Here is a 25,446-nt window from a genome sequence, read left to right as displayed (position 1 = left end):
CACCCAGGCCAAGGGCCTCGCGGGCACGCCCAACTCCACTGGACATCACTACCGTTGTCCCATGACGGATCTTCCCCGGGTACCGGTGGACGAGGTGCTGGGACGTGTCGAGACGGCCTTGGGGACGCAGCTCGACCGGGCGGCAGCGGTCCGCAAGCGCCGATCTGTGGGAGCCTGCACGGCGCGTGGCACGTGGGTACGCATCGAGCGGCGAGGGCTCGATCGGATCGGTATCCAGGGCGGGGACGGCACCCCCTCCGCCGAGGCGCTGCGCGGGATCGCGAAGCCCGCGTGGCTGGCTGGCTGGCCTCGCCTGGCGGGACGAGGTCGAGCCGGTGATGTGGCGCGCCGATGAGACCGAACTACTGCCCTCTGCCCCACCGGCCAGGCCGGGCATCCCGGAGGACTGAACCCCCGGACGGCCAGACTCGCCAGCTCGCCTCCAGGGAGAGGGCCGGCCCGCGTTCCGTGACGACGGGCGGCCGGTCGGAGCCCGAGCCCGCTTCCGCTCCGCCCGCGCGGGACGCCGGGCCCCGCCCCCACCCCGGGCGGCAGCGGCGCGAGGTCCTGGGACACCCTTCCGTCCCAGCTGTGATTCACGTCACTGCCGACGGCTCGGTGCAGCACCCGGCCCCGTTCCGCCGTCATAGGGGCAGTGATCGGGACGGGACGAGGAGAGGAGGTCGGCGGGTGAGGTTTCGCAGGAGCGGTCCGGGCATCGGATTCACGGAGTTCGTCGCACAGCGGTCGGGAGCGTTGTTCCGCACCGCGTATGCGCTGACCGGTGACGTGCACGTGGCCGAGGATCTGGTGCAGGAGGCGCTGGAGCGGGCGTGCCGACGGTGGCGGAAGGTCGCGGTGGCGGACTCGCCGGAGGCGTACGTGCGCAAAGTGCTGGTCAACCTGGCCAACGACCGCTGGCGGCGGCTGTCGCGCCTGGGCGAGCGCCCCGGGCTGTCGGGGGTGCCCGAGACGGCCGACCCCCGGGACCGGTTCGGGCAGGTGGATCTGCGCGCGGAACTGATCGAGGCACTGCTCGGGCTGCCGATGGGCATGCGCAGCGTGGTGGTCCTGTACTACCTGCACGATCTGGACGCCCGGCAGGTCGCCGACGTCCTGGACATCTCTCCGAGTGCGGTGAGGTCCCAGCTCGCCCGCGGCCTGGCCAAGCTGCGCGATTCCGTATCGGGCGCCCAGGCGCCGCACACCCCGTCGGCCGCTTTCGGAGGTACGAAGTGAGGAACACGTCGTCCGGACCCGCCCCGTTCGAGCCGGGCCTCGAAGCCGAGCTGCGTGCCGCGGTGGCCTCCTTCGCCGACGGGCCGACGGCGCCGGTCGTCGACGCGGCCGCGATCGAGCGAGTCGTCAGCCGCAGCCGCACCCGCCGGGCGCTCCTCGGCACCGCTGCGGCGTGCTGCGTGCTGGCGTGCGCCACGGTGGGGTTCTTCGCGCTGAAGCCCGTGCCGCCCGCGCCCGGCGCCTCCCCGTCCCTGTCCCCACCGGCGAACGCGGCGTGCACCCCGCTCGCCACCGGCACCCCCAAGAGCGGAAGCGCCGATGCGACTCCGCCACAGGAGCAGGAGCAGACCGCGGGAGCGGGCATCGCGCTGCCGGACCTGGCCGGCATGCCGGTCGAACAGGCCGGAAGCCTGCTGCGCGGACTCGGACTGAGCTGCACGATCATGCGGCACACGGACTGGAACGCTCCCGCCGGGCAGGTGATCAGCAGTGCACCCCGGGGCGGCGCAGAACCGGTGGCACCGGGCTCGTCCGTCCTCCTGCTGGTCTCGACGGGCAAGCCCGGCAAAACCTGAGCGACCGGGCCCTTCGGCCCGCGCACCGGCTCAACGACGCGCCCCAGCCCGCCCGTTCCTCGCGGTTGGGCCGCCGGAGCTACTCGTCGTCCTGGTCGTCGTCGTCCACCGCGTCCGGGTCACGCAGCAGACGCAGAGCGCCTTCGGGCTGGGAGGGGGTGAAAGCTTACCGGCCCAAGACGTTCAGGTGGCCGGCCTTGAGCGGGGACAGGCGGGCGACGTCCGACTTCCTGCGCGGAACCCCCCTTTGCACACCCCGGCGGCTCCTTGCGGGCGCAAGGAGCCGCCGGGAAAGGCGGGCTCGGGCTGATCTTTAGTCGGATACGGGAATACCTCCTGCGTGTCATGGACAGCCGACAGCCAGCTCTCTAGCGTCGTGCACAGCTGGTCCAACCGGGTTCGAGCCCTTGGGGGTTGAGATGGATGTCCGGTCGGGTCTCACGCGGTTGACCAACACCGGCAACGGCAGTGGTTCGGGGGAGTGCAATCAGAACGACTGCCCCAACGTCTACCGCACCGAGCAGGGAACGTTCGTGGTCCAGGGAGCCCTGTCCTCCGCCTTCGCGCCGCCCAGCGGCGAAGGGCTGGTGGAGATCCCCGAGAGTGTGCTCAAGGAGGCTTTCCGTGCGCTTGGATGGTGACGCTTGGCAGGCCAGGTTCCGCGACTTCACGACGGAAGCGTGGCGGCTTGAAACGCTCCCGGCCTACAACGTCCCGCAGGAGGAAGAGGAACTGCGGGCGTTCCGAGCCGGCGAGCGGATCGACCCGCACGCGCACTCCAACAGCTACACGGAGGACCTCAAGCGCGTGCGACGGGAGGGAAAGATCAAGGGGCGCGTGCACATCGTCACGCGCCCGCTCTCCGAGTACCTCCGCTACGAGTTCATGTACTACCTCCCCCATGCCTGGGCTGGGGAGGACATCCGCATCATGGACGTCACCGATCGCCCCAACCCGCTGGCCGGCGTCACCGACTACTGGATGTTCGACAAGAGGGAAGTCGTGCTCATGAACTACCTCTCCGACGGAACGCAGATCGACCGCACCGTGTTCGAGGGTGACATCAGCCCGTACGTCGAGTACCAGCGGATCGCGATCGCCGAATCGGTGCCCTTCGAGGAGTACGTGAAGGGCATTGGCGCTTGATCCACAGGAGCTAGGTCAATCGCATTCCGACCTGGCAGCGATACTTCAAGAGCTCCGCAAGCGAGCTGGACTCTCCGGAGTCCAGCTCGCTCGGCGTGTCAACATGTCGCAGTCCAAGATCTCCAAGATCGAGACCGGCAAGGTCACGCCATCGCTCGTCGACGTCGAACTGATCCTGCGTGCCCTCGGGACGCCACCGGATTTGATGGCGCACGTGACGGCCCTCGCTCGCATCGCGAACACGGAGTGGCAGGACGCTCGGGCTCTGCGCCGGAAGGGACTGGACAAGAAGCAGGTCGAACTGGCAACCCTTGAGCAGAACTCAACGGAGTTCAGATGATTTCCGTCTCGCGCCTGCCGAACGTTCGACTCGGTGTCATCCCGATGGCAGGCCACATGCCGTGGGCGCCACTGAACGTCTTCACCATTTACGACGCCTCGCTGGCGACCGTGGAAGTCTCTACAGGTGCGCTCATTTTTCGCGACCCTCGCGACATCGAGGAATATCTGGGCGAGTTCCGAACCTTTGAGGGATATTCGCTCTGGCACGATGATGCCCGACGCAAACTGAGCGAGTGGGCGGACCGCCATCGAGCGATACGGCGAGATCTTTAATCGACATCAGGAATACCATTGAACGCCTGCCCGGACTTTCCATAATCTGCTTCTCACTCACACAATCGGGAAACGGGGACCGGGCAGATGTGCGGGTTGCCGACTAACGAAAGGTGAGCTCATGAAGAAGATCGTCGCGAAGCTCTGGCGGATCATCCGTGGCCCGATGCAGTGGCGCGTGCTGTGGCTGTGGCATTCGAAGTTCATGGTCGGCGTGACAGGCATCGTCCGCGACCAGGACGGCCGGGTGCTGCTGCTCAAGCACCGGATGTGGCCGGAGGGTCGGCAATGGGGCCTCCCGACCGGCTACGCGAACGCGGGCGAGAGCTTCGAGGACACGATCGTGCGTGAGGTCCGGGAGGAGACCGGGCTCGCGGTGAAGGTGTGCGAACTGGCGCACCTGAAGAGCGGCTACAAGCTGCGTGTCGAAGTCGCCTACGAGGCCCTGTACGTCAGCGGACAGACGCAGCCGGCCTCGTTCGAAATCCTGGAGGCTCGATGGTTCTCACCGGACGATCTCCCCGCGGGAGTTCAGGAGTCGCACCGCGAGTTGATCAACCGTCGGCAGTACTGACCCTCGGCCGCTCGCTCACGCCCTCCTACCTGGGGCCGAACGAGCACCTGGCCGGCACCGCCGCCGAGAGGGCCGAGCTGGCCCATCTGTTGGCCGCGCGACGGGCAACGGCGGCACTCGACCAGGCCCACCCGCACATCACGTTCTCGCTCCTGCACTGGGTGCTCGACACGGGGTTCGACGAGTCGGCCCGCGAGGTCTTCCGGCACGGGGCAGCTCTCCTGGGTGACCGCTAACGGGAGTTGGGGCTGCACCACCTGCTACCCATCGACCGGGTGTGGGTCGGAGTGCGCTCGACCCGACCCGAGGCCTTCGGTGGCTTCCACCACCCCAACCAGGGTTACCGGCATCTGCAGTTGGCGTCGGTGATCACTCGCTACGGGCGGTTGAGCGACCCCAAGGTGGCCTCACCGGAGCTGATGGCGCTCGACCTGCTCCGCTCCTACGCCCATGACTGCCTGCACTGGGGCTCCTTCCGGGAGTACCGGCTCCAGGAAGGTCAGGTGATCCGCAGTCGCTACGGGATCAACTGGCGTGACGCAGAAGGCCGGACGTACTCGGCGCGGGACACGGTCGACGCCCCGGCTACGCGCAACCTCGGCATCGTGATGGAGGGAGCCACCGATCGGGAGGCCCGGATGATCTCCGCCGCAGTGGCCGACCGTCTCGGACTGGTCGAACGCATCGCACCGCCCGATCGCCTGGCGTTCCGCGACACCACAGGACGGCTTGAGCCGAGCGACTTCGACCACGCGGAGCCCGGCGTCGCGACCCGCTTCCACCTGGCCATGGCCGGATACGAACACGGCGTCGGCGCGCGATACCACCGCTTCCTCGCCGAGATGGGCGGCCCCGAAGCGAACACCCTCCACGAGCTCATCCTCGCCGCAGTGATCACCGGCAACCTGCTGCACCTTTCGCGCTGGCTGAACGGACACCACGGCCCCGGAGCCTTCCGCCGCACCTTCCGCTCACCGGCCTACACGGGCCCCGACCCCGGCGCGTAGCCGTCGCTCCCGCCCGTTGCGCAGAAAGTCGGCCTGGCCGACTTCCTGCGCGAGCAGCACTTCGCCAACAGCACCCCACTCAGGCCGAGGGCCTCTCGGGCACTCCCAACTCCGCTGGGCATCGCTACCGTTGTCCCATGACGGATCTGCGCCGGGTAGCGGTGGACGAGGTGCTGGGACGTGTCGAGACGGCCTTGGGGACGCGGCTCGACCGGGCGACAGTGGTCCGCAAGCGCCGATCTGTGGGAGCGCGCACGGCGCGTGGCACGTGGGTACGCATCGAGCGGCGAGGGCTCGATCGGATCGGTATCCAGGGCGGGGACGGCACCCCCTCCGCCGAGGCGCTGCGCGGGATCGCGAAGCCCGCGTGGCTGGCCGGCCTCGCCTGGCGGGACGAGGCCGAGCCGGTGATGTGGCGCGCCGATGAGACCGAACTACTGCCCTCTGCCCCAGCGGGCACCGCTGTTGTAGCCGAGGATCCCGAGCTGCCGCCCGGCTGGTGGTCGGCGCTGAACGCCTCTCTCGATGCGCTCGCGAGGCAGCGGACGAACCGGGTCGCGACGCCGGACATGGAGACGATCACCCAGGAGCTCGTGACTCGGACGATCCGGCAGGTGTTCCCAGGCGTCGATGCCACGGTGAGCGAGTGGTGTCCTGCCCATGCGGATCTGAACTGGGCGAACGTGACGGCGCCCGAGTTCTGCGTCTTCGACTGGGAGGACTGGGGCATGGCGCCGCGCGGTTTGGACGCCGCCACGCTGTGGGCGGCGTCGCTTGCCGTACCGGCGCTGGCCGATCGCGTCCGCGTCGAGCGGAGCGGCGACTTCGCGAGCCGGGACGGCAAGCTGATGGTCCTGTTCGCGGCGGCGAAGGTCCTCGGACCGTACACGCATCCTGAGGACCCGCGTATTGAGGGCGCCCGGGCGCTGGCCGAGCAGGTCGCGAAGGAGCTTCAGGCGTACTGACGCAGGAGCTGCCGATACGACCGGAGCACCTCGGTGTCGATCTCGTAGGCCAGGCCACCAAGCAGTTCCCGCAGGTGCTCGGTGGCATCGGTGCCCACCGCCACCGCCTCCACAGCGGGAAGGGCGAAAGCGACCACCACGCCTGACGCCCCTCCCCCGCGTAGGAAGTCGGCCCGTCCGACTTCCTACGCGGAACCCCTTGGCACATCCCGGCAGCTCCTTGCGCCCGCAAGGAGCCGCCGGCCAACAGCCCGCTGAACGCGCGGGCGAACGAACGTCTTTATTCCGGGTCGGGAATATCCCGTAGATGCTGTGGACAGGCTTCATCCGCAGCCTTAGCGTCGCTGACCAGTCGGGAAATACTGGAGCCGAGAGGGGTCAGCATGACCGAGCAGCCGCAACTGACGCGTCTTACCGGCAAGTTCAACGGCCCGAACTGCGACGATGACGACTGCCCGAACGTGTACGCCACCGATCGACGGACGTTCGTGGTCCAAGGCGACCACTTCACGGCGCTGAAGGTGCCGACCGGGGAGTCCGCCGTCGAGATCCCCGAGCACGTTCTGATGGAGGCCATCCGTGCTCTTGGATGGTGACCAGTGGCGGGCCCACTTCGACAGCTACCAGCACGACGCCTTCCGGTTCGAGGTTCAGCCCGTCTACACAATGCCGAAGGAGACCGAGAGCCTCGCCAGCTTCCTGCGCGGAGAACCGAAGCCCGCCGAACACAACGCGGCGTGGCACCGGCGGGTGCGCGGCTTCGTCTCTTCGGGACGCACCATCGGACGGGTACGAGTGGTGCGCCAGCCTCTGACGGACTACCAGAGGTACCAGTTCGCCTGGGGCATCCCGGGAAACATCGCCGCAGGCGAGGACATCAGAATCCTGGACGCCACTGAGCAAGATCTGGGGGTTCCGGACCAGGACTGGTGGCTGTTCGATGACGCCTCAGCGGTCCACCTGAACTTCCGCCCCGACGGCACTCAGATCAATCGGGAGCTGGTCACCGGCGACATGCACCGGTACAAGGAATGGAAGCGGATCGCCCTGGCTCACTCCGTTCCTTTCGCCGAGTACTTGAAAGAGCACGGGTGACGTTCGACCCTCGCGAACTCGGCAGGTCGAAGTCCGACCTGGCTGAAACACTAAGAAGGCTCCGCCTCGAAGCCGGTCTCACTGGAGACCGGCTTTCGGCGCGTTGTGGCATCTCCCAAAGCAAGATCAGCAAGATCGAGACCGGAAAGATCACTCCGAGCCTGGTCGACGTCGAGCTGATCCTGCGGGCGTTGGGAGTGCCGACTGCGCTTGCCCAGGAGGTCTCGTCACTGGCGCGGATGGCGAATACCGAGTGGCAGGAAAAGCGCGCCTCCTGGCGGCGGGGCGTCGAGAAGCGCCAGGCCGAGCTGGCGTCGCTGGAGGCGGACGCCACGGAGCTGCGGTACTTCCTGCCAGCGATGATCACCGGTCTGCTGGCGACGCCCGAGTACATCCGGGCGAGCCTGAGCCACTCTCCGGGCGACAGGACGGCCGTCATCAGCCGCAAACTGGAGCGCCAGGCGGTGCTCTACGACGAGTCGAAGTCGTTCACGTTCCTGCTCACGGAGCAGGCGGTGAAATGGGCGCTGATTCCACCTCCCGCCTTGGCCGTCCAGATCGACCGTCTCGCCTCGCTGTCCTACCTGCCGACAGTCCGCATCGGCGTGATTCCGCAGGGGACGCCCCTCACCCGGGGCCCGATGAACACATTCACGGTGTATGACGATCGCCTGGTCACCATGGAGTCGTTCACGGGCCGCATAGTGTTTCGGGACCCCCGGGACATCCTGCACTATCGTGAGATCTTCGCAATGTTCGAGAATTGCTCCCTGTTCGAGGATGATGCCCGTATCAAGCTACGCGAGTGGGCCGACCGCTATCGAGATCTTTAGTCGACCTCGGGAATACCGTCGAGAAACTCCCCGGAATTCTCCTAATCTGCTCCTCACCCACACAGGAGGGAACGCACATGGGAAAACACGGTGGAGGCCCGGGCAACGACGGACCCGGCAAGGCCGGCGGGGGTAGCGGTGGGACCCACTCCGGGAAGCCTGACACCGCGCCGCAGGACGGGCAGCGGGACGCGCCGCCGACCAACCTGCCCAAGCCGTCGAAGCCGTAGGGGAATTGATGACCTGGGACGAACTGACCGACGCGCTCCTCCGCTCCGGGGCGCTGTCGGGGGACTGGGAGAAGGTCTTCCGGGCCACTCCGCGTGAGTGGTTCACGCCGGATCGGATCCTTCATGACGGCGTGTGGATCGACCGGGGTGAACAGCCGGGGCGCTGGGACGAGTTGGTGAACTCCGACCTTCCGTTGGTGACGCAGGTGTACGACGGGAGCGAGACGCCGTCGTCGTCCAGCTCGATGCCGACGGTGGTCACGCAGATGCTTCGACACCTCGATCTCTCCGAGGGCATGCGGGTGTTGGAGGTGGGCACCGGGACGGGGTGGACGGCCGCGCTGTTGTCCCGTCGGGTCGGCGACGGCAACGTGACCAGCGTCGAGGTGGATTCCGAGCTCGCGAGTCGGGCGTGGGAGCGGCTCCGGTCCGCCGGGCTCCGGCCCACGGTGCTGGCCGGGGACGGCATGCTCGGTTACGCCGAGGGCGCTCCGTACGACCGGGTGCAGTTCACGGCGGCGGTGCAGCGGCTGCCGTCCGCGATCATCGAGCAGACGACCCCGGGCGGGATCATCCTGGTGCCGTACGGCACGCCGTTCTGCAACGGGGCGTTGCTGCGGCTCACGGTGGCCGAGGACGGGCGGTCGGCGAGCGGTCCGTTCGTCGAGGACGTGGCGTTCATGTGGGTGCGCGACCAGCGGCCCAGCAGCGGGGAGTTCGACGTCGAGGACGTCCGATACGGCCCATCCCGGCTGGACCCGGCCGAGGTGGGCGAGCAGACCGATGCCGCCTTCGCCATCGGCCTGCGGCTCCCGGACGTGTTCCGCCGGACCGTCTGGGCCGGCTTCGACCGCTTCGGCACCGGCCGGGCCGAGGTCTGGGACGGGCAGTCGTACGCCCACTGCCGCCTCGCCGACCGGGACGGCCCGCACGCCGTCTCCCAGTCGGGCCCGCGCAGCCTGTGGGACGAGGTGACGGCGGCGCACGGCTGGTGGGTCCGCTCCGGCAGGCCCGGTCTCACCCGGCTCGGCATGACGGTGAGCGTGACGGGCGAGCACCTCGCCTGGCTGGACGAGCCGGGCAACGTCCTGGACTGATCCGGCCCTCGTACACAGGAGTTGTCCACAGGCTGTGGACAACTCCTGTGTATTTCGGCTGTGGATTCTCAGCCGTGGCTGGTGTCGATGACGCAGAAGCGGTTGCCGTCCGGGTCGGAGAGGACGACGAAGTCCGGGTCCTCCGGGTAGAGGTCCCAGTCGACGTCCTGCGCGCCGAGGGCGAGCAGGCGCTCGACCTCGGCGGCCTGGGCGGCGGCGTCCCCGGCGTAGAGGTCGAGGTGCACCCGGGGGTGGTCCTGGACCGGGGACTCGCTGAAGCCGAGTGCGAGTTGGACGCCGGTCGCGCCGGGAGCGGGTTCGAGGACCGTCCAGTCGTCCTCGACCAGGCCGCCGCGCGGGACGTAGCCGAGGGCCGCCGTCCAGAAGGCGACGGCGCGCGGCATGTCGGAGACACCGAGGACGAGGGAACCGATCGTCAGCATGCCCTCATTGTGGCGGACGTGATCAGTAGTCGTCCTGCTGCTGGAGGTTGGCCGCGGTGTGGAGAGTCGCGTACAGCGCGGACAGACGGGCGTTCCAGTTGGCGTACGTGGGCGCGTCGATGGCGTGCTTCTTGCCCAGGTCCCTGATGGTCTTCTGGGCGTCCTTCAGTGTCTGGGCGGCGTCGTCCGGGTTGCCCTCGTTGAGCCGCGCCGAGGCGTCGTCGAGGGTCCGCAGCAGGTCCATCTGCTTGTCCCGCTCCTTGGTGATCTGCGTCTGCGCGACCACCTGACGGAAGGACTGCAGCTGGAGCTCGGCGGGCTGGTTACGCGGGACCGTCTGGGTGGGGGCCGCGGTGGGCAGCGCGGACGGGCCGGTGGGGGCGGCCGTGGGCGCGGCCGAGGCCTGGGTGGGGGCCGCCGTGGGAGCGGGCGCGGCGGCCGAGGAGGTGGCGGCCGGGGCCGCCTTCTTGGTGGCGGTGGCCGCGGCGTTGCCGGCCGGCTCGTCGAAGGCGGTGACGGCCAGGGCGGTGACCCCGGCGAGGCCGACGATCCCCAGGGCGCCGAGCACCAGGGGCTTGCGGCGGCGGTTCCGGGCGGGCGCGGGTGCAGGTGCGGGTGCTGGCCTGGGGTGCCCGGCGGGCGGCATGACGGGCAGCGCCGGCATCACCGAGGTGGCCGCCGGGGGTTGGGGCGGGAGCAGGGTGGTGTGCTGCTGGTCGGAATGCATCGGCGGAGTCGGGTAGGCGGGGTACCCCGGGGCCACCGGCGGCAGCAGTTGGGTGGCGGCGGACGTGGCGAGCAGCTCCGCCGTCGGGTCGCCGACCGCCAACCCCGGGACGGTGGAGAGCAGTTCGGCCCGGGCGGCGGTGGCGTCGGCCGGGCGGTGGGCCGGGTTCTTGGCGAGCAGGCGCAGCACCACGGCGTCCAGCGCGGGCGGCAGCCCCGGGCGCCGCACCGACGGCGGCAGCGGCTGCTCGCTGACGTGCTTGAAGGCGATCGCCACCGGGGTCTCGGCGGTGAACGGGGTCTCCCCGGTGAGCATCTCGGTCAGCACGCAGCCGACCGCGTAGAGGTCGGTGCGGCCGTCCAGGGCGGAGGCGGTGGCCTGCTCGGGCGAGAGGTAGGCGGCCGTGCCGAGCACGCTCGCGGTCTGGGTGAGGTTGCTGGAGGAACCGGCCCGGGCGATGCCGAAGTCCACCACCTTCACACCGCCGTCGTCGGTGATCATGATGTTGCCGGGCTTGATGTCCCGGTGCACCAGCTGGGCCGCGTGCGCGACCGCCAGCGCCTCGCAGACCGCCGCCGCGATGCCGACCGCGCGCTCCACCGGCAGCTGCGGCTGCTGGGCCAGCACGGCGGCGAGCGAGCGGCCGTTCACCAGCTCCATGACGATGAACGGGGTGCCCTGGTCCACCCCCGAGTCGAAGACCATCACGATCCTCGGGTGCACCAGCATGGCGGCGTGCTGCGCCTCGCGGCTGAACCGCTCGGCGAAGCGGGGATCGTCGGCGAGGCCCCCGTTGAGGACCTTGACGGCCACCTGGCGGCCCAGCACGCGGTCGAACCCGCGCCAGACGGTGGCCATGCCGCCGACGCCGAGTATCTCGCCGAGTTCGTAACGCCCGTTCAGCGCCCGTCCGATCACCAGGAACTCCCCTCACGTGCGGCGCCCGGGGTCCCGGGCCGCCTCGTGCACCTGTGCACGATAGCCGCCTCGTCAGTGGGGATGGCCCGGGGTGGCGAGGGGGTTGCGGCGCGGGCGGGGGGAAGTGGTGCAGGCCGCCGAGGGGCGTGCGGGCAGGCCGGAGAGCCCCGGGGCGGGGCCGCCCCGGGGGTGACGGCCGCCAGGGCACAGGGGGTGCTCCGCCCCGGGGACGGCGTCGGCTGCGCGTGGCCGCCGGAGGTGGCGGCCGGGGGACCGGGCAGCGATCCCCCGACCGCCGGTCGGGAGTGCGGCCCGCCCTGACTGCGGGCGGGCGGGCCGCACGTTCCGGACCGACCGGAGCCGGTGGCGCGTCCGGGGAGAGCGCCCGCCGGTCCGGCCGGAGCCGGCCGGGTGGACGGTGGGCACGGGGGAGCCGACCGGCCACCCGGAGTTCGGGTGGTTGTGCGTCCTGCGGTTCCTGCGGTTACTGCGGTTCCTGCGGGTGGTTCGGTCCGGGTGGGCGACGAGCCCGGGGGGAATCGCTCGCCGCCCACCCGGAGTTCTGGGGGTCATCTCCGGGCCGATTGACCGTCCTCGGAGGTATGGGTTCTGCTCGGTCGGACGTCCGGGAGGGTGGGGACGGTGGAGGGGACCGGGGCGGTCACGCCGCCCCTGCCGGGCTTGGCGCCGTTGCCGCCGCCGTCCTGGCTGTTGCCATCGCCGTTTCCGTTGCCGTTTCCGCCGCCGTTGGCGTTGCCGCCGCTGTTGGCGTTGCCCCTGCCCTGGTCACCGCCACCCTTGCCGGGCCCCTTGCCGGAGCCGGAGCCGTGGCCGGAGCCGCTCCGGCTCGGGGTGCTCGGCTGCGCGCCGCCGCCCTGGTGGTCGCCGTCCTGGTCGCCGTCCTGGCCGCCGCCCCGGCCGCCGTCGAGGGCGCCCGCGCAGAAGTCCAGCACGCCGTCCGCCCCGCCGGCCGCCGCGATCAGCGGGGCGAAGGACGGGTCGGCGGCCAGCCGGTCGGTGCGCTCGCCCTTGCCCGTGCGGTCCGCGAAGCCCCGGCAGAGCGGGACCAGGGCGGCGGGCGGGGCGGGGTGCTCGCCGTGCCCGTCCGCCGTGGGACCGTCGGGCGTACCGGGGGCGGTGGGGCCGGTCGGGAGGACCGCGTGCGGGTCGGCCTGGGCACCGGCCGACGGCCGGGCGGAGCCGCTCGGGGACGCGGAGGCCGAACCCGGGACGACGGGGCCGCCCCGCGGGGAGCCGGCCGGGCCGCCCGGGGTGGCGACCGTCGGCTCGGGCTCGGACGGGCCGCCGCCCAGCGCGGACGGCAGGTTCCCGGTGCCGGCGGCGACCGCGACCCCGCACAGCGCGGTGGCGCCGAGCACGGCGGCAGCAGCCTTCGTGCTGAAGGCCCTGGCCAGCGCGGCGGTTGCCATCGATCGTCTCCGGACGGGGGTCACAACGGGGTCGGGCGTGAGACTCGCCTCCCGGAACGCGGCCAGGGCGGCCTCCTCCCCGGCCAGTTCCGCGGCCGTCGCCGGGGCGGCGGCCGCGGCCAGCACCCGGGCGAGTTGCCCGGGACCGTCCGCTCCGGTGAGCGAGGCGTCCTGCCCGGCCGACGGGCCGCCCACGGCACCGCCGAGCAGGTGCTCAGCGGCATCACGGTCGATCCGGCGGGATCGGTTGGTGCTCATCTCATGTCCTTCAGCGTCGCGGCCCGGCGTTCTGTCACACCCTGCGGAGAACTTTTTTTCGTGGGTTTCCGCGCAGGTCCCGCAGCGGGTTGCCGCACGGCCTCGTCGGTGCTCTCCCCCGGGCTGCGCTCCGCGTCTCCGGCCGCAGCTCCGGCCACAGCTGCGGTCGCGTCTCCGGCCGCAACCCCGGCCGCCGCTCGGGCCGCCGGGATCCCCGCCGCGAAGGGCTGGTCCAGCAGCTTGGCCAGCCGCCGCAGCCCCCGGTGGGCAGCCATCCGGACGCTGCCGGCCCGCTTGCCGAGCACCTGGGCGGCGCTCTCCGCGTCCAGTTCCATGACCACTCTCAGCAGCACCGCCTCGGCCTGGTCGCGCGGCAGCCGGGAGATCAGCGCCAACGCGTCGGCCGTACCGACGGTGGCGAGGGCGGCGCGCGCGGTGTCGTCCCCGGCGGCCAGCTCGACCAGGTACTCGTACGGAAGGTCGGTGACCGGACGGCGGCGGCGGGCCCGCAGGTGGTCCATCGCGCGGTTGCGGGCGACGGTGGCGGCCCAGCCACGGAAACCGTCCCCGTCGCCGGAGAAGCCGCGCAGGTCGCGGGCGATCTGCAGCCAGGTCTCGGAGGCGATGTCCTCGGCGTCCTGGACGTCCTCGGGCCGCCCGCCGACCAGCACCCTCAGGTAGCGCAGCAGGCCCGGCTGGACCGTCCGGAAGAGCAGCCGGAACGCCTGTTCGTCCCCCTGCTGCGCGGCGCGGACCGCCTCGGTCAGATCGGCGGGAGCGGGACCCCCACCCGGTGGCGGGCCGGCGGGCGGTACTGGTCCGGACCGTCCGAGGGGGCTGCCGGTGCCCGCTCCGGGGCGTTCTGCACTCTGCACCCGCCACATGATGCGCCATCCGGGCGAACGGGCCGGCTCCGGCCGAAGGACCGGGCGGGCCGGGGCCAAGGTCCCGTCGGCGGCTGCCCTTCGCCCGCAGCCCCGGGGCGGCGGTCCCGTCTACGTTGTCGGTAGGCGAATCGATCCGGGCCGCGCGCGTCCGGACGCCGGGCCCGCGGACGTGCCCGGTGACGTGCCGGGTGACGTGCCCGAACGCACCGCCGTGCCCCCTCGACCCCTTTGCCGCCCTACGGAGCCGTGACCCCGTGGGGCCACCGTGCCCGTCTCCCTGGTGCCCGGCCGAAGGGGGTGGCCGGAGCGCGTCCGGGGGCAGCCGTACGACCCACGACGACCGCACCACCGCACCACCGCACAACGCGACGACCGACCGACGCGACGACCGCACGACGCGACGACCGACCGCGACGAACGCGCCGGCCGCGCCGACCAGCAGGAAAGAGCAGCATGACGACCGCCCACGAGCTCCACGCACAAGGCCTGCGCGAGCACCTCGCGCCCGCCCTGCGCGCCCTGGGTCTCGCCGGGCGGCTGCGCACCTTCGACCTGCCGGACGACACCCACTGGCTGCTGATCGGCCTGGTCGAACGTCCCGCCGCCGACCGGGTCGCGTTCACCTTCGGGCTCGGCCTGGTCCGGCGCTCCGACTGGGCGCTCACCGCCGCGCCCGGGGACCGTCCCGACCCGCGCGTCCGGTACGGCTTCGAGGTCTGGCGGGCCAGGATCGGCGAGGTGCTGCCGATCGGCGAGGACGTCTGGTGGGAGGTGCTGCCCGGACCGCGCTGGCAGCTGCCGCTGGACGACGCCGTCGCCGCCGTGCGCGACTACGCGCTGCCGGAGCTGCGACGTCGCGCCGCGGCGGACCGCGCTCCCGGCGGCGGGCCGTACCTCTCCCCCGCCGAACTGGAGGACGTCAACGCCGCACTGCTGACCGCCTCGGTGGCCCGGGTGCAACGGGCCGAACTGGCCGACGGGGCACTGGTGTTGACCGGTGCCTGGACCCGGGGGGACGGCGTCGCCCGGATCGTCCTGGCCGGGGCCGCGCAGGGGTTCCTGTCCGCCGGGGACGAGCGGTTCAAGAGCGTGCGCTGCGTGGACACGTTGGGCCGCACGCTGTGGACCTTCCCTTAGGGTGACCTGGAGAACCGCAGGTCAGCGCGAGCGTCACGGTCCGCACCGTGACACCTGTCATGCGGATCCGGCAACGGACGGCACTGCTCTGACGGAGGGTCGGAGCGAAAAACTGGAGGCACGACGCGGGCAGCAGCCCGCGGCCACCAGTCGGGGAGGAACCCACCATGAGCAGCCAGACCGTCAGCGCCGCCGCCTCCGCTCCCGCCACCGCCCTCACCGTCCCGGTCCAGGGAGCCCCGGCCGCCGGGTCCACCGCGGCCGCCAAGGAGCCGAACCCGCTGGCCTCCGGGCTCCGCCCGCTCGCCCTCGACGTGGCCGCCCCGCTGGTCGGGTACTACCTGCTGCACTCGGCCTGCGGCCTGAGCGAGTTCGCCGCGCTGGCCTGGAGCAGCGTCTTCCCGGCCGCCCGGACCCTCCTCGGCCTGCTGGGCGAGCGCAAGCTCAACCTGTGGGCCGCGCTGATGCTGACCATCAACCTGGCCGGCCTGGCGCTCACCTTCGTCACCGGCGACGCCCGGATGATGATCGCCAAGGACGGCGGGCTGAGCGGCACCGTGGCGGTGGCGGTCCTGATCTCCGCGGCGATCGGCCGACCGGTGATGACCTCGGTGCTGATGCCCTTCCTCACCAAGGGCAAGCAGGACCGCGCCGCCGCCTGGCAGCGACTGGTCGAGGGCCGGGCGGACGCCTCGAAGGCCTTCCGCCGCCACGAGCGGGTGTTCTCCGCGATCTGGGGCACCGCGCTGCTGGGCGAGTGCACGGCCCGGGTGGTCGGCGCCTTCACCCTGCCGGTGTCGACCATGGCCTGGCTGTCCACCGTGTTCATGATCGGCGCGATCGTGGCCGGTTCGATGCTCGGTCAGATCGCGGCCGACCCGATGGAGAAGCTGCTCGCCGCCGAGACCGAGGCCCCGACCGCCGCCTGAGCCGGCCGGTCCTCCGAACGTACGGCCGGTGTCCGGGGTTCGAACGATCAGGAACCATCGGGATCTCCCGGGAGTCCTGATAACGAGGGGGTAACGGACCCCCGACCGAGGAAACGGGAGCCCCACCATGCGGACCGACGCGCTGAGCACCACCGAGGACCGCACCCTCGTCTGGGACGGCTGCCTGAACGTCCGTGACCTGGGAGGGCTCCCCACCGCCTCCGGCCGGCCGACCACCCGCGGCGCGATAGTCCGGGCGGACAACCTGGACCGCCTCACCCGCGAGGGCTGGGACGCCCTCCTCGACCACGGTGTCCGCACCGTGGTCGACCTGCGCAACGCCGAGGAGTACAAGCCGCTCCTCCCGCTCCCCGAGGACGTCGAGCTGATCCGCGTCCCGCTGGACGAACTGGCCGGCCCCGCCTGGTGGGAGGCCCACGGCCGACTGGACGGCACCCCGCTGGCCTTCCGCCCGTACCTGGAGCACTGCCCGCACGCCGCCGCCGCGCTGATCACCGCGATCGCGGGCGCCCGACCCGGCGGACTGGTGGTGCACTGCGGCGCCGGCCGTGACCGCACCGGCCTGGCCGCCCTGCTGCTGCTCGCGCTGGCCGGGGTCGACCGGGCCGCGATCGCCGAGGACTACCTGCTGAGCGGCCCCAACGTCCGCCCGCTGTACGGGATGCTCGGCCTGCCGGACCCGTACCGGCGGATCGACGCGGCGCTGGCCGAGGCCGGCACCACCGCCGAGGCCGCCCTGGCGGCCACCCTCGAAGGCCTCGACCCGGCGGGCTACCTGCTCGCGGCGGGGGCCACGCCCGCCCGGATCGCCGCCGTCCGGGACCGACTGCTGGCGGGGGCGTAGGGCGGTCCACCGGAGGCCGCCGCCGTTCAACCGGAGGCCGCCGCCGTTCGACGGGACGCGGACGCAAACTACCCGCCGGTAAGCGTCAACTGATGGTTGACGATCCTCGGATCGACAACCTACGGTTGACGCATGGAGAATCCCATCGTTCCCAGCACGACTCCGCTGCGCCTCGACGACCTGATCGCCGCGATCAAGAAGGTCCACCCCGACGCGCTCGACCAGCTCTCCGACGCGGTCATCGCCGCCGACCACCTCGGAGACCTCGCCGACCACCTCATCGGCCACTTCGTCGACCAGGCCCGGCGCTCCGGCGCCTCCTGGACCGACATCGGCCGCAGCATGGGCGTCAGCAAGCAGGCCGCCCAGAAGCGCTTCGTCCCCAAGGACCCCGGTGCCGTGAACGACCTCGACGCCAGCCAGGGGTTCGCCCGGTTCACCCCCCGGGCCCGCAAGGTCGTGGTGGCCTCGCAGGAGGAGGCCCGGAAGGCCAACAACGCCGAGATCACCCCCGAGCACATCCTGCTCGGGCTGCTCTCCGAGCCCGAGGGCATCGGCGCCAAGGCGCTCACCGCCCAGGGCGTCACCCCGGAGGCCGTCCGGACGGCGGCCACCGCCGCACTGCCGGACGCCGCCGCAGAGACGGTGCCCGCGCTCATCCCGTTCGGCGCCCAGGGCAAGAAGGTCTTCGAGCTGACCTTCCGCGAGGCGCTCAAGCTCGGGCACAACTACGTCGGCACCGAGCACATCCTGCTCGCCCTGCTGGAGCTGGAGGCCGGCGAGGGCGTCCTCGCCGGACTCAAGGTCGACAAGCCCGAGACGGAGACCTTCGTCTCGGAGGCCATCGCCGCCATCATCGCCGCCCGGGACGCCGCCGGGCCCGAGCAGCAGTGACACCACCGCAGTGACCGCGCCACGGGGGGAACTCCCACCCGTGGCACGGCACTTGTGGATGACGGCTCAGAAGCCGGAGACGTGGGTGGAGACGATCCGGACCCGGCCGTCGACGGCCGCCTCCAACGCCGCCCGCAGCCGGGCCGAACGGGCCGGGCCGAGGAGCTCCAGGGCCTCGTCGACCGGGGCCCAGCGGTGGGTGTCCAGCTCGCCGGCCGGGACGGTCACGGGGGTGTCGTCCGGGACGGTGCCGAAGTCGAACATCAAGTGCTCGGCCGGGTAGTCGAGTTCGTCGGAGGGGTGGGTCCAGGAGATGGCCAGCAGCGGGCCGGCCTCCTTGACGATCCCGGTCTCCTCCTCCAACTCCCGCGCCGCGCACTCCACCGGGCCCTCGCCGAGGTCGATCGTCCCGCCCGGGAACTGCCAGTGCTCGCGGTACCCGGCCTTCACGATCAGGATCCGGCCGGACTCGTCGCGCAGCAGGCAGCCCGCCGCCGCGTAGATCCGGGGCAGGGACGCCAGCCACTCCTCGCGGGATCTCAAGGGCTCAGCCGTCACGGTGTTCCTCCTGGGGCAGGGCGGGTTCGGTCGACCCCACTCTCCCACCGGACCGATGAGTCCGGTGCCCGGGAACGGTCCAACCCGCATGGAGAACAGAGCGATGCAGCACGCGGCGGACGGCGCCGTACTGACCTGCGACCTGGGCGCCCTCACCGCCCCCGACCTGGCCGTCGTCGACGCCCTCGCCCGGCTGCGACTGGCCGCCGCCCGGCACCGGGTGGCGGTGGTACTGCTGAACGTGGGCGGCCCGCTGCGGGAACTGCTCGCGTTCAGCGGGCTCGCGGCGGTGCTGCCGGAGGCGGTCGCTCCCCTGGACCCGCCGGACCTGCTGGATCCGTCGGACCCGCCTACCTTCCTACTCGGCCGGGAGCCGGGCCGGGAGGCCGAACAGCGGGAACAGCACGTCGGTGTCGAGGAAGTTGGTGAGCCCGGTGATCCGGCCCCCTGACACCTCGGGCACGATCAGCGACCACGGCTCGTGCCCGCCCTCCGGGCTCGGCCGGTACTGCGCCAGGGCCGGACCGCCGTTGGCCGTCACCCGGAGCAACCGGGAGCCCCGGCAGCCGTGCCCGGGACCCAGCATCCAGGCCCGGACCTCCTCCCGCCCGCACAGCCACATCGAGTACGGCGGCATGTTGAGCGTGACGTCCTCGTGCAGCAACTCGGCCAGGCCGTCCATGTCGTACGCCTCGAAGGCACGGACGTAGCGGTCCAGCAGCGACCGGTGCGCCTCGTCCAGCGCGGCGGCCGGGCGGGCCGCCGCGGTGTCGGAGGCGAGCACCGCGCGCGCCCGCTGCATCGCGCTGTTGACCGACGCGACCGTGACGCCGAGCAGTTCGGCCACCTCGGCGGCCCTCCAGCCGAGCACCTCGCGCAGGATCAGCACCGCGCGCTGCCGGGGCGCGAGGCGCTGCAGCGCGGCGACGAAGGCCAGCTTCACCGACTCGCGCTGGGCGGCCACCTCGGCCGGATCCCCCGTCTCGGGGAGCACCCGGCCGTCCGGCGCCGGGCCGATCCACGTCACCTCGGGCAACTGGGTGCCGTGCGCGGTGGCCACCGTCACCGGACCGGCGAGGTCCATCGGACGGGCCCGGCCGTTGCGGCCGTTCAGCGCGTCCAGGCAGACGTTGGTGGCTATTCGGTACAGCCAGGAGCGCAGCGCGGCCCGCCCCTCGAAGCCCCGGTGCCCGCGCCAGGCCCGGATCATCGTCTCCTGCACCGCGTCCTCGGCCTCGAAGACCGAGCCGAGCATCCGGTAGCAGTAGCCGGTGAGTTCGGTGCGGTAGCGCTCCAACTGGAGCTCGACCGGCTGCTCCGACTCCTCCGTGATCAACTCGGCCACATCGGCCATGGTGCGCCCCCGTCGTCCCGCCGCGTGCTGGTGAACGGGACGAACGTAGCGCACCCCACGGACAATCCACCTGGGACCGTGGGCTGGTGGGGCGCGGCCGGGCCCGGGTCTCAGTGGGCGGAGTGCTTCTCCGCGCCGCGGTGCCGGTGCCCCTTGAGCTCCGCGTGCACCGCCGGGGCGGAGTGCGGTGCGGCGGACGCCGCGTCCCTTCCGCCGTGGCGGAACGGGTCGCCGGAGGTGCTCCCGGCGGCCGTGAACACCGTTCCGGTCTGCGGCTTCGGTCCGAGCCGGCTCGGCGTGCTCGCCATGCCGCGGCGTTCCAGCAGCTCCTGGGTGCCCGCTGTTCGCTTGGTCATCGTCGGCCTCCCTTCGGCGGCCGCGGCCGGACGAGTACCGGCGGAAGGGGCCGCATGGGCGTTATGCCCGGATTTTAGTCGGATTATCGGCCAGCGCCACTGCAGCGTCCGCGGACTCAGCCCATGAGCTCGTGGACGTAGCACCAGCGCCAGTCCTCCCCCGGCTCGTAGGAACGGATCACCGGGTGGGAGGAGTTGTGGAAGTGCGCGGTCGCGTGCCGCTGCGGCGAGTTGTCGCAGCAGCCGATGTGGCCGCAGTCCAGGCAGACCCGCAGGTGCACCCAGTCCCGGCGGCCCTGGGCCAGGCAGTCCGCGCAGCCGTCGGTGGGCGGGGCGGGCTCGATGTCCTGGGGGGCCATGGCGAGGTCTTCGCAGGCGCTCATGGTGGAAGGCTATGACGGCCCGGGCCGGGGCGCCCGCTCAGGACGGGTCCGAGGCCTCGGCGGCCGGACCGGGCACGGCGTCGGGCACCGTCTCAGGCACGGCGTCGGGCACGGCGTCGGGCACGGCGTCGGGCACCGCGTCGGGCACCGCCGTCCAACTGGCCAGCAGGGCCAGCTTCTGCGCCGTGGGCGAGCCCGGCGGGGCGGTGTAGACGACCAGCACCTGATCCGGCGAGCCGTTGATCGTCAGGGTCTCGTAGCCGAAGTCGAGCTCGCCGACCAGCGGATGGTGCAGCAGCTTCACGCCACCGGCCTTCTCCCGCACCAAGTGGTCCGCCCAGAGCCGGCGGAACTCCTCGCTGCGCAGCGACAGTTCGCCCACCAGCGCGGCCAGGGCCGGATCGTCGGGGTGCAGTCCGGCGTCCCGGCGCAGGTAGGCGACGGTCTCCGCGGCGACCGCCTCCCACTGGCGGTAGAAGGTGCGGGCGGCGGGGTCGAGGAAGCCGTCCCGGGCCTGGTTGGGCGGCGTGCCGGGCCGCGCGCCCGCGCGCTCGGAGAAACCGTTCACCGCGTCGCCCAGCGCGTTCCAGGCCAGCACGTCCATCCGGCGGCCCAGCACGAAGGCCGGCACCCCGGTCATCAGGTCCAGCAGCAGCCGCGTCCCCGGGCGGAGCCGCCGGTCCCCGAGCGCCCGGCCGGCCGCGGCCCGCGGCGGACGGTTCAGCGACCGCAGGTGCGCCGCCTCCGCCTCGTCCAGCCGCAGCACCCTGGCCACCGCGTCCAGCACCGCGTCCGAGGCGCTGCCGCCGCGGCCCTGCTCCAGCCGGACGTAGTAGTCCACGCTCACCCCGGCGAGCTGCGCCACCTCCTCCCGGCGCAGGCCCTGCACCCGCCGCCGGCCGTGCGCGGGCAGACCCACCTCCTCCGGCTGGATCCGGGCCCGACGTGAGCGGAGGAAGTCCCCCAGGGTGTTCTCCATGCCAGGCAGGGTAGCCCCGGGACGGCGGCGCGAGGGTGGTACTGCTCTTCCCGGGAAACGGTTGCCGGGGAAGGGAGTTCCCGGGAAGGACACGGCCCTGGGTGGGCCCGCGGCACCGGCGCAGAGTGGTCGGCGTCAGCCCGCCAGCCCCGGACAGGAGCCCCCGATGAGCTATCCCGCCCTCGCCACCCGCACCGCCGTCGTCACCGGAGCCGCCAGCGGCATGGGAGCCGCCACCGCCCGGCTGCTCGCCGCGAACGGCGCCCGGGTCGCCCTGCTCGCCCGCCGCACCGACCGGCTCGACGCGCTCGCCGCGGAGCTCGACGCCGCCGGCGGACAGGCCCTCGCCGTCACCGCCGACCTCACCGACCAGGCCTCCGTGGACGCCGCCGCCGAGGCCGTCCACGACGCCTACGGCCCGGTCGACCTGGTGGTCAACAACGCCGGGGTGATGCTGGCCAACCCGCTCGCCGACGGGCGGATCGACGAGTGGACCCGGATGGTCGACACCAACCTCACCGGCGCCCTGCGGATCGTCCGCGCCTTCACCGCCGACCTCACCGCGGCCGCCGCCGACGGCCGCACCGCCGACCTGGTCAACGTCTCCTCCATCGCCTCGCACGTCGCCTTCCCCAACTACGCGGTGTACGGCGCCACCAAGGCCGCGCTCACCCAGCTGTCCGCCGCCCTGCGCAGCGAACTCGGCCCGCAGGACGTCCGGGTCGGCGCGATCGAGCCCGGCCTCACCGACACCGAACTCGGCGGGCACATCGACAACCCGGAGCTGCGCGAGCAGCTCGGCGGCATGTTCGCCGCGATCCCGGCACTGGGCGCGGACGACATCGCGGACCTGATCGCCTACACCGTCAGCCGCCCCCGGCACGTCAACCTGCGCCACCAGGTGGTGCTGCCGACCCGGCAGGCGTGACGGACGGGGACGAAGGGATCCCCGCTCCCGCGGCACGGGTGGCATGGGAGCATGCCACCCGTGGCGATCGTGACGGGGAGAACGAACGGCGACACCGGCGGGGGCGACGGTGCGGACGCGGCCGGACGGGCCGATACCGGCGGGGGCATACCCGGCCCGGGCGCACCCGGGCGGCCGGACAGCGGCCGGGGCATACCCGGGCGGGCGGACACCGACCGAGGCATGCCCGCCCAGACGGGCGGCCCGCGCCGACGGGCCCGACCGCTGTCCGACACCGGCCGGGTCCGGCAGCCCGTCGCCCTCATCCGGCTGCTCACCGGGCTGGTCGCGATCGCGCTCACCCTGCTGCTCACCGACTACGCCCGCGCCACCACCGGCGGCTTCGCCGCCGACGTCGCCGAAGCGGCCTCCCTGGTGCCCCGGCCGCTGGCGAGCCTGGCCGGCGGGCTCACCACCGCCGCCGTCCTGCTGCTGCCGGTCGGACTCGCCGTCCGCCGCCTGCTCGGCCCGGACCGCCGCCGCGCCCTCCAACAGGTCTCCGACGGGCTGCTCGCCGCCGTCACCGCGTACGGCGCCACCCTCGCCCTCGACCTGTGGGCCGACGACCTCGCCCCGACCACCCTGCTCAGCGCGCTCACCCAGCGGCTGCCCGGCGACGTCCTCGGCCACACCGAACCGGTCTACGGCTACCTCGCGCCCGTCCTCGCCTTCATGACCGCCTCCGGCGACCGCGAACGACGGATGCCCTGGGCCGTCCTCGCGCTCTCCGGCCTCGCCGGGCTCAGCGGCGGCTACGCCACCCCCACCGCACTGCTGCTCGGCGTGCTGATCGGCTGGACCGGCGCCCACGGCACGCTCTACGCCGTCGGCACCCCCGACCCGCGACCGCTCCCCGGGGAGGTCCTGCGCGCCCTGCGGGACAGCGGGCTGCGGCCCGTCGAGGCGATCGCCGTCGGGCCCGACCGCTACCTGATCCGGCAGGCCGACGAACGGCCCGGACTCGACGTCCAGCTCCTCGACCGGCAGGCGGTCACCGCGGCCGCCGTCCAACGCGCCTGGCGCCGGCTGCGGCTGCGCACCGCCCCGCACCCCCGCGCCCTGCGCTCACCGCGCGCCGGACTCGAACACGAGGCCCTGGTCACGTACGCGGCCCTCGCCGCGGGCGTCCGCACCCGCCGGATCGCCGCCACCGCGGGCCTCGGCCACGACACCGCGCTCATCGCGTACGAGCACCTCGCCGGACGCACCCTCGACCGGCTCGACGACGCCGAGATCACCGACGACCTGCTCACCGACGCCTGGCACCAGCTCGCCCTGCTCCAACGCCGGGAGATCGCCCACCGGGCCCTCGTCCCCGGCTCCCTGCTGGTCGACGGCACCGGCGCGGTCCACCTCGTCGACTTCGCCGACGGCGACATCGCGGCCAGTGAGCTCGTCCTGCGCTGCGACATCGCCCAGCTGCTCACCACCCTCGCCCTGCGCGCCGGCGCCGCCCGCGCCGTCCGCACCGCCACCGCCGTCCTCGGCCCCGACCTGCTGGGCGCCGCCCTCCCGCTCCTCCAGCCCATCGCCCTCGCCCGCTCCACCCGGCAGTCGCTCAAGCGCCGGGCGGGCGGCGGCGCGGCGGCCGGGGGCGTGGCGGGCTCGGAGGTCGTAGCGGGCTCGGAGGTCGTAGCGGGCTCGGCGGTCGTGAAGGGCTCGGAAGTCGTGGCGGGCCCGGAGGTCGTGGAGGCTGCCGAGACGCCCGGCGACGGCGCGTCAGGGCCGGACGGGGGCCTGCTGGAGGAGATCCGGGCGGAGGTGCTGCGCGGGCGTCCGGAGGTGGTGGGACGTCCGGTGCGGCTGGAGCGGTTGCGGCCACGGACCCTGCTGGCCGTGGTCGGCGGGGTGGTGGCCGGGTGGCTGCTGATCCCGCAGTTCTTCGCGGCGGAGGACAATCCGGTCGCGGCGCTGGCGGACGCCGATCCGTGGTGGCTGGCACTGGCGCTGGTGGCGGCGGGGGCCAGCCACGTGGCGGCGGGGATGGGGTTCATCGGGTTCGTGCCGGAACGGCTGAACTTCCGCAACGTGGTGCTGGCGCAGGTCGCCGGGGCGTTCGTGAAGCTGGTGTCGCCCGGCGGTGTCGGCGGGATCGCGCTGAACACCCGGCTGCTGCAGCAGGCCAAGGTGCCGATGGCGCAGGCGCTGTCCAGCGTCGGGGTGGGGCAGCTGATCGGACTGGTGCTGCACCTGCTGCAGCTGGGCGCGTTCGTCTACCTGGTCGACGCGCAGCCGGGCGGTTCGGAGCTGGAGGCGCTGCCCGCCGTGGTGGCCGGGCTGGTGGCGGCCGCGGTGCTGCTGGCGGTGGTGTGGTCGATCCCGGCGGCCCGGCGGTGGCTGGCGACCCGGCTGCGGCCGCTGACCGCCGAGGTGCTGCCGCGGCTGCTGGACCTGCTGCGCAACCCGGGCCGGCTGGCGGTGGGGGTGGCCGGGCAGCTGCTGGTCTCGCTCTGCCTGATCGCCTGCCTGTACTGCTGCATCCGCGCGATCGGCCGGGAGCCGTCCTTCGCCCCGGTGGCGGTGGTGTTCCTGGTGGGCAACGCGGCGGGCAACGCCGCGCCCACCCCGGGCGGGGTCGGCGCGGTGGACGGGGCCCTGGTCTACGGACTGCAGCAGACGGCGTCCATGGAACAGGGCGGGGCGCTGGCGGCGGTGGCGCTGTACCGGCTGCTGACGCTGATCCTGCCGGTGCTGCCGGGCTGGGCGGCGATGACCTGGTTGCAGCGCCGGAAGGCGCTGTAGCGGGGCGGGCGGGGCGTCAGGCGCTACTACTCGCGGTAGTCGTCCTCGTCGAGCTGGACGACCCGGCTCTGCTCGGCGGCGTCCGCGACGTCGGTGGCCGGGTCCGCGCCGAGGGCCCGGCGCTCGGCGACCTCGTCGTACTCCTCCCCGGCGGGCTCGTCCTCGTCGGGCTCGACGGCCTCCACGGCCTCGTCGATCAGGTAGTCCTCGTGGTTCTGCGGCATGGCGTCCGTCCTCACTCTC

The 25,446-nt window shown here is 72.6% G+C and carries 32 protein-coding genes; 21 read left to right on the top strand and 11 right to left on the bottom strand.

Going from position 1 to position 25,446, the window contains the following annotated elements; translation table 11 throughout:
• The first annotated feature begins 61 nt into the window (after nt 1-61).
• From ACIP4P_RS34740 to ACIP4P_RS34695, 10 genes are all read left to right on the top strand, one after another.
• Complete coding sequence (locus tag ACIP4P_RS34740) at nt 62-355, top strand: hypothetical protein (protein WP_400925353.1); 294 nt, start codon at nt 62-64, stop codon at nt 353-355.
• A gap of 401 nt (nt 356-756) precedes the next feature.
• Nucleotides 757-1,239 carry a SigE family RNA polymerase sigma factor gene (locus tag ACIP4P_RS34735; protein ID WP_400925428.1) on the top strand — a complete coding sequence of 161 codons (483 nt, stop codon included), beginning with the start codon at nt 757-759 and terminating at the stop codon, nt 1,237-1,239.
• The gene (locus ACIP4P_RS34730) at nt 1,236-1,814 is read left to right on the top strand and encodes a PASTA domain-containing protein (protein ID WP_400925351.1); all 579 of its coding nucleotides are present in this window, start codon (nt 1,236-1,238) and stop codon (nt 1,812-1,814) included. Before ACIP4P_RS34735 ends, ACIP4P_RS34730 begins: the two co-directional genes overlap by 4 nt.
• A gap of 419 nt (nt 1,815-2,233) precedes the next feature.
• Complete coding sequence (locus ACIP4P_RS34725) at nt 2,234-2,455, top strand: hypothetical protein (RefSeq protein ID WP_400925349.1); 222 nt, start codon at nt 2,234-2,236, stop codon at nt 2,453-2,455.
• Nucleotides 2,439-2,960: a DUF6879 family protein gene (locus ACIP4P_RS34720; RefSeq protein ID WP_400925347.1), complete on the top strand. Its 522-nt coding sequence runs from the start codon at nt 2,439-2,441 to the stop codon at nt 2,958-2,960. Before ACIP4P_RS34725 ends, ACIP4P_RS34720 begins: the two co-directional genes overlap by 17 nt.
• Nucleotides 2,950-3,300, top strand: a complete 351-nt coding sequence (locus ACIP4P_RS34715; RefSeq protein WP_400925344.1) for a helix-turn-helix domain-containing protein — start codon at nt 2,950-2,952, stop codon at nt 3,298-3,300. Before ACIP4P_RS34720 ends, ACIP4P_RS34715 begins: the two co-directional genes overlap by 11 nt.
• Nucleotides 3,297-3,575 (top strand): Scr1 family TA system antitoxin-like transcriptional regulator, encoded by a 279-nt coding sequence (locus tag ACIP4P_RS34710; RefSeq protein ID WP_400925342.1) that lies wholly within the window; start codon nt 3,297-3,299, stop codon nt 3,573-3,575. The genes ACIP4P_RS34715 and ACIP4P_RS34710 overlap by 4 nt, the downstream gene beginning before the upstream one ends.
• 121 nt (nt 3,576-3,696) lie before the next feature.
• Complete coding sequence (locus ACIP4P_RS34705) at nt 3,697-4,149, top strand: NUDIX domain-containing protein (protein WP_400925340.1); 453 nt, start codon at nt 3,697-3,699, stop codon at nt 4,147-4,149.
• Nucleotides 4,150-4,436: 287 nt separating this feature from the next.
• Entirely contained in the window at nt 4,437-5,156 is a 720-nt protein-coding gene (locus ACIP4P_RS34700) for a hypothetical protein (protein ID WP_400925338.1), read from the top strand.
• 137 nt (nt 5,157-5,293) lie between these two features.
• On the top strand, nt 5,294-6,121 hold the full coding sequence (locus ACIP4P_RS34695; protein WP_400925336.1) for a phosphotransferase: 828 nt from the start codon (nt 5,294-5,296) through the stop codon (nt 6,119-6,121).
• On the opposite strand, the gene ACIP4P_RS34690 is transcribed toward ACIP4P_RS34695, so the two are convergent.
• The gene (locus ACIP4P_RS34690; RefSeq protein ID WP_400925334.1) at nt 6,109-6,261 is read right to left on the bottom strand and encodes a hypothetical protein; all 153 of its coding nucleotides are present in this window, start codon (nt 6,259-6,261) and stop codon (nt 6,109-6,111) included. The genes ACIP4P_RS34695 and ACIP4P_RS34690 overlap by 13 nt on opposite strands.
• A 243-nt stretch (nt 6,262-6,504) precedes the next feature.
• Here ACIP4P_RS34690 and ACIP4P_RS34685 point away from each other — a divergent pair, with 243 nt between their 5' ends.
• The 4 genes from ACIP4P_RS34685 (at nt 6,505) to ACIP4P_RS34670 (ending at nt 9,376) form a co-directional block, all read left to right on the top strand.
• A complete protein-coding gene (locus ACIP4P_RS34685; protein WP_400925332.1) occupies nt 6,505-6,717 on the top strand; it encodes a hypothetical protein in 213 nt (70 codons plus the stop codon).
• Nucleotides 6,701-7,216, top strand: coding sequence for a DUF6879 family protein (locus tag ACIP4P_RS34680; RefSeq protein WP_400925330.1), 516 nt, complete (start codon nt 6,701-6,703; stop codon nt 7,214-7,216). Before ACIP4P_RS34685 ends, ACIP4P_RS34680 begins: the two co-directional genes overlap by 17 nt.
• A complete protein-coding gene (locus ACIP4P_RS34675) occupies nt 7,213-8,049 on the top strand; it encodes a helix-turn-helix domain-containing protein (RefSeq protein WP_400925328.1) in 837 nt (278 codons plus the stop codon). The genes ACIP4P_RS34680 and ACIP4P_RS34675 overlap by 4 nt, the downstream gene beginning before the upstream one ends.
• A gap of 238 nt (nt 8,050-8,287) precedes the next feature.
• Complete coding sequence (locus ACIP4P_RS34670; protein ID WP_400925326.1) at nt 8,288-9,376, top strand: rRNA adenine N-6-methyltransferase family protein; 1,089 nt, start codon at nt 8,288-8,290, stop codon at nt 9,374-9,376.
• Nucleotides 9,377-9,444: 68 nt separating this feature from the next.
• Here ACIP4P_RS34670 and ACIP4P_RS34665 read toward each other — a convergent pair whose 3' ends face one another.
• The 4 genes from ACIP4P_RS34665 to ACIP4P_RS34650 form a co-directional block, all read right to left on the bottom strand.
• On the bottom strand, nt 9,445-9,819 hold the full coding sequence (locus tag ACIP4P_RS34665) for a VOC family protein (RefSeq protein WP_400925324.1): 375 nt from the start codon (nt 9,817-9,819) through the stop codon (nt 9,445-9,447).
• A gap of 22 nt (nt 9,820-9,841) precedes the next feature.
• Nucleotides 9,842-11,464, bottom strand: a complete 1,623-nt coding sequence (locus tag ACIP4P_RS34660) for a protein kinase (RefSeq protein ID WP_400925322.1) — start codon at nt 11,462-11,464, stop codon at nt 9,842-9,844.
• 569 nt (nt 11,465-12,033) lie between these two features.
• Nucleotides 12,034-13,152, bottom strand: a complete 1,119-nt coding sequence (locus ACIP4P_RS34655) for a hypothetical protein (RefSeq protein ID WP_400925320.1) — start codon at nt 13,150-13,152, stop codon at nt 12,034-12,036.
• A complete protein-coding gene (locus ACIP4P_RS34650; RefSeq protein WP_400925318.1) occupies nt 13,149-14,027 on the bottom strand; it encodes an RNA polymerase sigma factor in 879 nt (292 codons plus the stop codon). Before ACIP4P_RS34650 ends, ACIP4P_RS34655 begins: the two co-directional genes overlap by 4 nt.
• 465 nt (nt 14,028-14,492) lie before the next feature.
• Between ACIP4P_RS34650 and ACIP4P_RS34645 the strand changes: the two genes are divergently transcribed.
• The 4 genes from ACIP4P_RS34645 (at nt 14,493) to ACIP4P_RS34630 (ending at nt 17,864) form a co-directional block, all read left to right on the top strand.
• On the top strand, nt 14,493-15,176 hold the full coding sequence (locus ACIP4P_RS34645) for a hypothetical protein (RefSeq protein ID WP_400925316.1): 684 nt from the start codon (nt 14,493-14,495) through the stop codon (nt 15,174-15,176).
• A gap of 167 nt (nt 15,177-15,343) precedes the next feature.
• A complete protein-coding gene (locus ACIP4P_RS34640) occupies nt 15,344-16,105 on the top strand; it encodes a VC0807 family protein (RefSeq protein WP_400925314.1) in 762 nt (253 codons plus the stop codon).
• Between the two features lie 127 nt (nt 16,106-16,232).
• The gene (locus ACIP4P_RS34635) at nt 16,233-16,970 is read left to right on the top strand and encodes a tyrosine-protein phosphatase (protein WP_400925312.1); all 738 of its coding nucleotides are present in this window, start codon (nt 16,233-16,235) and stop codon (nt 16,968-16,970) included.
• A gap of 132 nt (nt 16,971-17,102) precedes the next feature.
• On the top strand, nt 17,103-17,864 hold the full coding sequence (locus tag ACIP4P_RS34630; protein ID WP_400925310.1) for a Clp protease N-terminal domain-containing protein: 762 nt from the start codon (nt 17,103-17,105) through the stop codon (nt 17,862-17,864).
• A gap of 66 nt (nt 17,865-17,930) precedes the next feature.
• Here ACIP4P_RS34630 and ACIP4P_RS34625 read toward each other — a convergent pair whose 3' ends face one another.
• Nucleotides 17,931-18,422 carry an NUDIX domain-containing protein gene (locus ACIP4P_RS34625; RefSeq protein WP_400925308.1) on the bottom strand — a complete coding sequence of 164 codons (492 nt, stop codon included), beginning with the start codon at nt 18,420-18,422 and terminating at the stop codon, nt 17,931-17,933.
• Between the two features lie 88 nt (nt 18,423-18,510).
• Between ACIP4P_RS34625 and ACIP4P_RS34620 the strand changes: the two genes are divergently transcribed.
• Nucleotides 18,511-18,873 carry a sulfate transporter gene (locus tag ACIP4P_RS34620; RefSeq protein ID WP_400925306.1) on the top strand — a complete coding sequence of 121 codons (363 nt, stop codon included), beginning with the start codon at nt 18,511-18,513 and terminating at the stop codon, nt 18,871-18,873.
• Here the strand turns inward: ACIP4P_RS34620 and ACIP4P_RS34615 are convergent.
• The 4 genes from ACIP4P_RS34615 to ACIP4P_RS34600 form a co-directional block, all read right to left on the bottom strand.
• Nucleotides 18,781-19,776: a sigma-70 family RNA polymerase sigma factor gene (locus tag ACIP4P_RS34615; RefSeq protein ID WP_400925304.1), complete on the bottom strand. Its 996-nt coding sequence runs from the start codon at nt 19,774-19,776 to the stop codon at nt 18,781-18,783. The two genes, ACIP4P_RS34620 and ACIP4P_RS34615, sit on opposite strands and share 93 nt — an antisense overlap.
• 110 nt (nt 19,777-19,886) lie before the next feature.
• Entirely contained in the window at nt 19,887-20,132 is a 246-nt protein-coding gene (locus ACIP4P_RS34610) for a hypothetical protein (RefSeq protein WP_400925302.1), read from the bottom strand.
• 116 nt (nt 20,133-20,248) lie between these two features.
• The gene (locus ACIP4P_RS34605; RefSeq protein ID WP_350518515.1) at nt 20,249-20,515 is read right to left on the bottom strand and encodes a UBP-type zinc finger domain-containing protein; all 267 of its coding nucleotides are present in this window, start codon (nt 20,513-20,515) and stop codon (nt 20,249-20,251) included.
• A gap of 37 nt (nt 20,516-20,552) precedes the next feature.
• Nucleotides 20,553-21,494: a helix-turn-helix transcriptional regulator gene (locus ACIP4P_RS34600; RefSeq protein ID WP_400925300.1), complete on the bottom strand. Its 942-nt coding sequence runs from the start codon at nt 21,492-21,494 to the stop codon at nt 20,553-20,555.
• Nucleotides 21,495-21,660: 166 nt separating this feature from the next.
• Here ACIP4P_RS34600 and ACIP4P_RS34595 point away from each other — a divergent pair, with 166 nt between their 5' ends.
• Nucleotides 21,661-22,422, top strand: coding sequence for an SDR family oxidoreductase (locus ACIP4P_RS34595; RefSeq protein WP_400925298.1), 762 nt, complete (start codon nt 21,661-21,663; stop codon nt 22,420-22,422).
• 222 nt (nt 22,423-22,644) lie between these two features.
• The gene (locus ACIP4P_RS34590) at nt 22,645-25,203 is read left to right on the top strand and encodes a YbhN family protein (RefSeq protein ID WP_400925296.1); all 2,559 of its coding nucleotides are present in this window, start codon (nt 22,645-22,647) and stop codon (nt 25,201-25,203) included.
• 26 nt (nt 25,204-25,229) lie between these two features.
• Here ACIP4P_RS34590 and ACIP4P_RS34585 read toward each other — a convergent pair whose 3' ends face one another.
• Nucleotides 25,230-25,427 (bottom strand): hypothetical protein, encoded by a 198-nt coding sequence (locus tag ACIP4P_RS34585; RefSeq protein WP_350518519.1) that lies wholly within the window; start codon nt 25,425-25,427, stop codon nt 25,230-25,232.
• Nucleotides 25,428-25,446: the final 19 nt, after the last annotated feature.

The sequence above is a fragment of the Kitasatospora sp. NPDC089509 genome, from assembly GCF_044749365.1.
Classification (GTDB): Bacteria; Actinomycetota; Actinomycetes; order Streptomycetales; family Streptomycetaceae; genus Kitasatospora.
The sequence above is the reverse complement of the archived record's forward strand: the minus strand, read 5'-3'. Positions and strand labels throughout refer to the sequence as shown.

Bases quoted from the DNA above. Each gene is read 5' to 3' on its own strand.
- ACIP4P_RS34630 (WP_400925310.1), top strand. From the start codon at position 17,103: ATGGAGAATCCCATCGTTCCCAGCACGACTCCGCTGCGCCTCGACGAC.
- ACIP4P_RS34645 (WP_400925316.1), top strand. From the start codon at position 14,493: ATGACGACCGCCCACGAGCTCCACGCACAAGGCCTGCGCGAGCACCTC.
- ACIP4P_RS34670 (WP_400925326.1), top strand. From the start codon at position 8,288: ATGACCTGGGACGAACTGACCGACGCGCTCCTCCGCTCCGGGGCGCTG.
- ACIP4P_RS34685 (WP_400925332.1), top strand. From the start codon at position 6,505: ATGACCGAGCAGCCGCAACTGACGCGTCTTACCGGCAAGTTCAACGGC.
- ACIP4P_RS34585 (WP_350518519.1), bottom strand. From the start codon at position 25,427: ATGCCGCAGAACCACGAGGACTACCTGATCGACGAGGCCGTGGAGGCC.
- ACIP4P_RS34635 (WP_400925312.1), top strand. From the start codon at position 16,233: ATGCGGACCGACGCGCTGAGCACCACCGAGGACCGCACCCTCGTCTGG.
- ACIP4P_RS34600 (WP_400925300.1), bottom strand. From the start codon at position 21,494: ATGGAGAACACCCTGGGGGACTTCCTCCGCTCACGTCGGGCCCGGATC.
- ACIP4P_RS34610 (WP_400925302.1), bottom strand. From the start codon at position 20,132: ATGACCAAGCGAACAGCGGGCACCCAGGAGCTGCTGGAACGCCGCGGC.
- ACIP4P_RS34620 (WP_400925306.1), top strand. From the start codon at position 18,511: ATGGAGAACAGAGCGATGCAGCACGCGGCGGACGGCGCCGTACTGACC.
- ACIP4P_RS34590 (WP_400925296.1), top strand. From the start codon at position 22,645: ATGCCCGCCCAGACGGGCGGCCCGCGCCGACGGGCCCGACCGCTGTCC.
- ACIP4P_RS34605 (WP_350518515.1), bottom strand. From the start codon at position 20,515: ATGAGCGCCTGCGAAGACCTCGCCATGGCCCCCCAGGACATCGAGCCC.
- ACIP4P_RS34725 (WP_400925349.1), top strand. From the start codon at position 2,234: ATGGATGTCCGGTCGGGTCTCACGCGGTTGACCAACACCGGCAACGGC.
- ACIP4P_RS34615 (WP_400925304.1), bottom strand. From the start codon at position 19,776: ATGGCCGATGTGGCCGAGTTGATCACGGAGGAGTCGGAGCAGCCGGTC.
- ACIP4P_RS34740 (WP_400925353.1), top strand. From the start codon at position 62: ATGACGGATCTTCCCCGGGTACCGGTGGACGAGGTGCTGGGACGTGTC.
- ACIP4P_RS34640 (WP_400925314.1), top strand. From the start codon at position 15,344: ATGAGCAGCCAGACCGTCAGCGCCGCCGCCTCCGCTCCCGCCACCGCC.
- ACIP4P_RS34705 (WP_400925340.1), top strand. From the start codon at position 3,697: ATGAAGAAGATCGTCGCGAAGCTCTGGCGGATCATCCGTGGCCCGATG.
- ACIP4P_RS34665 (WP_400925324.1), bottom strand. From the start codon at position 9,819: ATGCTGACGATCGGTTCCCTCGTCCTCGGTGTCTCCGACATGCCGCGC.
- ACIP4P_RS34695 (WP_400925336.1), top strand. From the start codon at position 5,294: ATGACGGATCTGCGCCGGGTAGCGGTGGACGAGGTGCTGGGACGTGTC.
- ACIP4P_RS34655 (WP_400925320.1), bottom strand. From the start codon at position 13,152: ATGAGCACCAACCGATCCCGCCGGATCGACCGTGATGCCGCTGAGCAC.
- ACIP4P_RS34595 (WP_400925298.1), top strand. From the start codon at position 21,661: ATGAGCTATCCCGCCCTCGCCACCCGCACCGCCGTCGTCACCGGAGCC.
- ACIP4P_RS34710 (WP_400925342.1), top strand. From the start codon at position 3,297: ATGATTTCCGTCTCGCGCCTGCCGAACGTTCGACTCGGTGTCATCCCG.